A 6,503-nucleotide genomic window follows, 5' to 3' on the forward strand; every position below is an offset into this window, starting at 1 on the left:
ATTGCGTGGAAGGCGCGGAAATGGTGTACTCGGATGTAGTGGAAATGGAGGTCGGCATGGCCGGGACATTCGGTGCGTCATTGCGGGAATTCCGGGCGGCTGCCGGGATCTCGTTGGGTGAGCTGGCCAAGCGGGTCAACTACAGCAAGAGCTACATCAGCAAGATCGAAAACGACCTCAAGCCACCGAACGCCATGCTCGCGCGGATCTGCGACCGGGTGCTGGACGCCGGTGGCGCGCTGATCGACTCGGCGCGTGAGACACAGGCGCAAACGCAGGCCGTGAATACGCTGGACCGCCGCCAGATGCTGACGGGCGGCGCAGGCGCGGTCCTCGGCATCGCACTGGCGAGCGGTCCGCGGCCGATCCTCGACGAGCACGTCGTGACCGGGCTGAGCGCGTCCTTCGAGCACTTGCGCACGCTCGGCATGCAGACCAGTCCCGCGGTGATCCTCGAGTCGCTCGTCACCCAAACCAATACGGTCCATGCCCTGGGTAGAGGGAATCCCGAGCCTCTGCGGTCGCGGCTGCTGCTGCTCGCGGCCCGAATGGCCGAGTACACCGGGTGGCTGAGTCAAGAGGCCGGCAACGACCAGGACGCGCTGACGTGGACCCGGCACGCTTCGGAGCTGGCCCGGATCGCCGGAGATCGTGACATCGTCAGCTACGCCTACGTTCGGGAGGCTGGACTGGCACTGTACCGGCAGGACGCGATCAGCACCATCGACCTCGCTCAGCAGGCGCAGAAGCTCGGCCGGGCCGGTTCGCGAACGTTCGGCTTGGCCGCCCGGAGAGAGGCACAGGGCCATGCGCTCGCCGGCGACCTGGCGGCTTTCGAGCGGGCGATGGACCGCGCGGCCGGTCCGCTTTATTCATCCACTGTGGACGACTCCGGCTACCCCGTGCTGGGTTCGACCGCGCCGGATCCGCTCGCGCTGGCCCGCGGTTGGTCACTCGCCGACCTCGGTCAGGCCGGTGAGGCGGCGGCCATGCTGGACGCGGAGCTGTCGCGGGTGCCGACGACCAACCGCCGCACGAGGGCGAGGTTCGGCGTCCGGCAGTCCCTCGCCCACGCGTTGGATGGCGAAATCGACGAAAGCTGCCGGACCCTGGCCGGGACGATCGGCGACGCGGCGCAGGTCGACTCCGCGACGGTGCGCGCCGACCTGCGGGAGCTGAGCCGGTGCCTCAGCAGGTGGCGCACCCACCAGACCGTCCGGGAGATCTACCCCGAGCTCAGCCGCGTACTGCACCGGCACTGACTTCACCGGGGGCCGCAAGCGCACTCCAGAGCAGCGCGTTCGTCGCGGACCTGCGCGGCCTCCGGCAGGTCGAGCGCGGCGAACTCGCTTTCGGCCGCGGCCCAATGGGTGACGGCACCTTCGTGGTTGCCCAACGCGTGCAGCGTCTCCGCGACCCCGCGGTGCGCTCGGGCCTGGTACGCCCGGTTCCCGGCGCCGTCGGCCAAGTCCAAAGCCGCTTGGCAGGCGGTGAGCGCGTCCTGCCGAGCACCCATGGCCAGTGCGGTCGCGCCGCGGTCGAGGTAGAGCTGGGTGCGCAGGTCGGCGTCCGGCACGTTCGCCGCCACCTCCCTGGCCTTGTCGTGGTAGCGCACGGCTTCGGGAAACCGGCCGCGTTGCCGGTGCACGTTGCCGATGTTGTTCAGTGCGTAGGCTTCGACACAGCGGTCGCCGACTTCGACGGCGTGAGCGTGCGCGTCGGTGTAGCTGGCCAGCGCCTCGGACAGCTGACCCAGCCGCTCTTGAACCGACCCGAGGTTGTTGAGGGTGTGCGCGAGGCCCTGCACGTGCCGGATCTCGCGCAGCGTCCGTGCCGCGGATCGGTGCTGGTCCAGCGCGACGTCGAGGTTGCCATGCAGCTCGTTGAGGTAGCCGAGCATGCTCAGCGCGTGGGCCTCGCCTCGCCGGTCCTCACTCTGCTCGTACTTGATCAGCGCGACCTCGAGGTGTGCCATCGCCTGGTCGTGCCGGCCGAGTTCCATCGTGGGGATGGCGAGTGCGCACAACGTCGCCGCCTCGCCCCCCTGGTCACCGAGGCGATGCCATTTCGGCAACGCCTGCGCAGCCAGCTCCAGCGCTTCCGAGAGCTGCCCGCGCCGGTCGTGCGCGGTGGCCAGCCGCAGCAGCACGTGGGCCTGGCCGTAGTCGTTGCCCGGATCGGCCGAGACGGTCTTCCACGCGAGTTCGAGGGTGCTGATCCAGTCCTCGAACTGGTTCGTCGTGTTGAAGTAGCGCCACAGCAGCACGGCCAGCCGCCAAGTGTGCTCGGGTAGGTCGTGCCGTGCTGCGTAGTGGATCGCAGCGACGAGGTTGTCCCGCTCGGCGGCGATCCACCGCAAGCCGCTGTCCGCGTCGAGGAAGAGCCGCGTCACGGGACTGGACCGGTCCGTCGCGGGGAGCTGAGCCCGGTCGAACGGGTAGGCGGCGCCCACGGCGGCGGCCAGCGTGACCAGGTAGAAGTCGAGCAGCCGCACCACTGCGGCAGCCTGGTCGGGCGGCGGCTCGACCGCGGCGAACTCCTTGAGCGGATCCAGCATGAGGTACCGCTCCGGCGCGGCCTCCTCGAGGAGGCTCACCTCGTGAAGGTCGTCGAGCAGCATTCGCGCCTCAGTGACGTCGCAGCCGGCGAGGGCCGCCCCGCCGGCGACGTCGAGATCCGGGCCGGGCATGCTGCCGAGCAGCCGGAACAAGGCGCGTTGGGGCTCACCGAGCTGCTGGTACGACACCCGGACGGCAGCGGTGCCGTCGGTTTCGCCGTTGTCCGCGCCCCAGGGCCCGCTTTCGTCGAGCAGGCGGAGCAGGTGTCCCAACGGCCACTGGTCGTGCCGCCGGAACAGCGCGGCAGCCACGCGGATGGGCATCGGGAGGAAGCCGCACCGCCGGACGATCGCGGCCACTTCGGCCGTACGGCCGCGGACCCGTGGCGGGTCGGTCAGCGTGTGGAACAGCTCGGCCGCTTCGCCGGGTGGCAGCGGCGAGAGCCGGAGGTGGTCCCCGGTGTCCGGGTCACCCGTCCGCCGGCTGGTGACGATCGTCAGGCACCCCTCGGCCTCGGGGAGCAACGGCCGGATCTGCTCCGCAGACGCGGCGTTGTCCAGCACGATCAGCGTGCGGGTGCCCCACAATGTCATCTGGTAGAGCGTGACCTTGCGGCCCACGGTGGCCGGGATCTGCTCGGCCGGCACACCGAGGTCGATCAGCAGCTCGGTCAGGGCGTCACCGACGTCGACCGCGGCCACACCGGGCGTGAACCCGTTCAGGCGGGCAGAGAGCTGTCCGTCGGGGAAGCGGTCGCGCAGCCGATGGGCCGCTTCGATCGCCAGGCCGGACTTGCCGACGCCGGGTGCGCCGCTGATCCAGACAGCGCGGCGGCCGGCTACCGCGGCCGCCTCGATCGCGGCGAGCTCCGCGGCGCGGCCGGTGAACCCGCCAGGCCGCGACGGCAGAGAGCTGGGCGGATCGCCTTGTTCCGCTCGCGCGGCGAGCTTGCGCAGCACGGGCCCGGGCTCCATGCGCGCGGCGGCGAGGGCGTCGAGGGTGGCGTGGAAGACGCGCAGGGCAGCCATCCGGTCGCCGCCGGCGAGCAATGCGCGCATCAGCAGCTCGGCGTGCTTCTGGCTGGCCGGGTCGGCTTGGACGAGCGGCCGCAGCCGGTCGCGCGCCGGTCGGTGATCGCCGGACTCCAGCTCGAGTTCGGCCAGGTCGCCGACCACATCGGCATAGCTTTCGTCCGGTGAGATCACCTCGGCGCCACCGACCCGGTCGATGTCGATGTCTTCGAGGAACTTCCCTCGCCAGAGGCCGACAGCCTCACGTAGGAGGGTGATCGCTCGGTGCGGGTCGCCGGGGAGGGCTGCGGCTGCTTCGGCCCGCAGCCGGTCGAACCGCACGGTGTCGAGCTGGTCCTCGCCGACCCGCAGCAGGTAGCCGGTAGGGGTCGTCTCGATGCCCACGTCGCCGACGTCCTGCACGACGTCGCGCAGTCGCTTGATGTAGCTGCGCACCAGGGTGGGCTTGATCTCCCGGCCGGGCCAGACGATCTCGGTGAGCCGGGCGGGAGTCACCGGCCTGTTGGCGTGCAGGAGCAGCACGACGAGGACGAACCGCTGCTGCTGGTCACCCAGCTGCACCGGGGCGCCGTCTTGCCACGCCTCCAGCGGGCCGAGCATCCGAAACTCCACGCAGCCTCCCCGCGTCAGCTTGCTGTCCGCAATTGACATCGCGCAATCGGCCGTAAGGGTTTCGAAAATCCGCATTTCTTCCACGTTCGATACACGCGGGCTTGCCACGCTGCGCCGGTGAACCAGGGGCGTGAAGGAGAAACCGGGATGGGGTCCGATGTGTTGCCGTGCTACGTCGCTTGCGATGTGTCGCTTTCGATGGCCGATCACATCGATGAGCTGAACACCGGGTTGCGGGAGTTCCGCGGCGCGGTCCACGCCGACGCATCGGTCACCGACAGGGTGCTCTGCAGCGTGGTCAGCTTCGGGGAGACCCCGCACGTTGTGCAGTCGCTGCTGCCGATGGACGAGCTTGCCGAGCTCCCTCCTCCCCGTGCGTGCGCCGGGACCAACTTCGGGCCGGCGTTCGCCTTCCTGCGCGAGGTCGTCGAGCGCGACGTCGTCGCCCTCGAGCGGCACCGCCTTCGGGTCCATCGTCCGGTGGTGTTCTTCCTGTCCGACGGACAGCCGACCGATCCGGTGACCTGGCCGGCGGCGTTCGCCTCGCTGACCGACCCGACGTGGGCGCGGCGCCCCCACGTCGTGGCGTTCGGTGTCGGTGACGCGGACGCGGACGCGCTCGGCCGCATCGGCACGTTCCGCACGTACCTCGGCCGCGACGGTATCCGCGTGGGGACGGCGCTGATCGCCTCGGTGATGCACGTTCTGTCCACTTCACGTCCACCGGCTGCCCGCACCCTGTTCGGAAAGGAGACGTCATGGAAACGCACTGAAGGAGACCGACCGTGAGCGGGCAAACCGAGCTGGTCCAGGAGCTGAAGACCCTCCGCAAAGGACGTGGCCTGCAGGGCCGGGTCGAGGAGCGGGTCGGGCCGGTCCTCCGGTTGGCCTGTGCGGTTGCGGAGGATGACGGTCTGGTGGCGATCCGCGCCAAGGTGGCGGGGCGCCTGACCGAACTGGCGTCGCACCTGCCCGAGGACCTTCGCCTGGCGGCGTTGGCGGCCTTCGCGATCAACGCGGAGGCTCACCAGCCGCTGTACCAGGACCGGGTTCGCTGGGCGGCGATGCGCGTCGACCGCGACCCGCGCACGGTCCGGCGTCGCGTGGACGAGGCGATCGACCTGCTGGCGGAGCTGGCGGCGGGGTCGGTGGACGCTCGCCCCGCCTCTCCGGCCGACAGCTGGCACACGGTGTCGCTCGCCGTGGCGATGGTCTTGGACCAGCCGCAGCCTTCCGTGCTGGAGCGACGCCGGGTGGTCGCAGACCAGGACGGGGTGAGTTCGCTCGAGCTCGCGGTGTCGCTTCCGGCCGGCTGCGAGGACCTGTCGGCGACGGTGTTCTACGGTGGGACGCTGGTGGACCGGGGCATGGAGGCGACCGACCGGCGGGGGTTCGAGCTGCGGCTGCCCAGGCCGCTCGCCCGCGGGGAGACGTGGGAGCTGGCTGTCCTGTTCCGGCCGGCGGTGTTGCGTCCGTGCATGGTTTGCGTGCCCCGGCACTTCTGCGAGCTGTTCGACTTGCGGGTCCGGTTCGGACCCGACAAGCCTCGTGAGGTTTGGGCGCTGGAGGGGGCCTTCCAGCGCGACGCCTCGGACCCGGGCTTCCGGGGACGGCGGTGCGAGGTCGATCCGACCGGGGAGCTGCACATGCAGTTCCACCGGCTCACGCCGGGGATGGCCTACGGCGCGCGCTGGGTGGAACCGGCTGCCCGGGAGGAACCGGGTTAGCTGGTCATTTCCTCGAGGAACTCCTGCGTCTCCCGGTCCGTCGAGTGGATGGCCGTCCCGCGCATACCCCGGGTGAGCAGGACCTTGTAGGTGTTCTTGATCAGCGAGGCGAAGTGCAGGTCGTCGGCGCGCTTGACCGACGGGTCCTTCGAGTCGGATCGGCTGGGCACCCACATTCCGTCGCGGCGCACCAGGTCCGGGCCGAAGATGACTCCGGACCAGTCGTATTCGAAGCCCTGGGCGGTGTAGATGCAGCCGACCTGACCGAAGCCGCGGCTGTCGGTCGCCCAGAAGTCCGATTCGGGAACGCCCGGCACCGCCCGCTTGCCCTCGGACTTCGCGTTCCAGGGCCGTTTCCAGGATCCGATGTGGACGTCGTCGACGAGGTGCCGTTCGCCTCCTTCCCCGACCGGGTCGCTCCACCGCCAGCAATAGCCCGCCGTGAGGCGGGCGACGCCGCCGTGCGCGGCCTGCTGGTTCAGAGCGTGTCTCACTTGGATGTTGGTTGAGGTGCGGGCATGATCTTGGCCTGTGATGGACGAGTTGTCGCAGCGGCTGGTGCCGGACGAGTTGTG

General features: G+C 70.2%; 5 protein-coding genes. 3 read left to right on the forward strand and 2 right to left on the reverse strand.

All coding sequences use genetic code 11. The features are described from left to right. The first annotated feature begins 56 nt into the window (after positions 1 to 56). Positions 57 to 1,262 carry a helix-turn-helix domain-containing protein gene (locus tag ACZ7OH_RS33935; protein ID WP_470284566.1) on the forward strand — a complete coding sequence of 402 codons (1,206 nt, stop codon included), beginning with the start codon at positions 57 to 59 and terminating at the stop codon, positions 1,260 to 1,262. A gap of 2 nt (positions 1,263 to 1,264) precedes the next feature. Here the strand turns inward: ACZ7OH_RS33935 and ACZ7OH_RS33940 are convergent, their stop codons facing one another. Beyond that, positions 1,265 to 4,201, reverse strand: a complete 2,937-nt coding sequence (locus ACZ7OH_RS33940; RefSeq protein ID WP_470284567.1) for an AfsR/SARP family transcriptional regulator — start codon at positions 4,199 to 4,201, stop codon at positions 1,265 to 1,267. Positions 4,202 to 4,348: 147 nt separating this feature from the next. On the opposite strand from ACZ7OH_RS33940, the gene ACZ7OH_RS33945 reads away from it, so the two are divergent. After that, entirely contained in the window at positions 4,349 to 4,990 is a 642-nt protein-coding gene (locus ACZ7OH_RS33945; protein ID WP_470284568.1) for a vWA domain-containing protein, read from the forward strand. Continuing rightward, positions 4,987 to 5,928 carry a hypothetical protein gene (locus ACZ7OH_RS33950; RefSeq protein WP_470284569.1) on the forward strand — a complete coding sequence of 314 codons (942 nt, stop codon included), beginning with the start codon at positions 4,987 to 4,989 and terminating at the stop codon, positions 5,926 to 5,928. Before ACZ7OH_RS33945 ends, ACZ7OH_RS33950 begins: the two co-directional genes overlap by 4 nt. On the opposite strand, the gene ACZ7OH_RS33955 is transcribed toward ACZ7OH_RS33950, so the two are convergent. After that, positions 5,925 to 6,422, reverse strand: coding sequence for a DNA/RNA helicase domain-containing protein (locus ACZ7OH_RS33955; protein WP_470284570.1), 498 nt, complete (start codon positions 6,420 to 6,422; stop codon positions 5,925 to 5,927). The genes ACZ7OH_RS33950 and ACZ7OH_RS33955 overlap by 4 nt on opposite strands. Positions 6,423 to 6,503 lie beyond the last annotated feature (81 nt).

Source organism: Amycolatopsis sp. NPDC114478, from assembly GCF_055633805.1.

Coding starts and splice junctions, on each gene's coding strand:
- ACZ7OH_RS33935 (WP_470284566.1), top strand. CDS start 57: ATGGCCGGGACATTCGGTGCGTCATTGCGGGAATTCCGGGCGGCTGCC.
- ACZ7OH_RS33945 (WP_470284568.1), top strand. CDS start 4,349: ATGGGGTCCGATGTGTTGCCGTGCTACGTCGCTTGCGATGTGTCGCTT.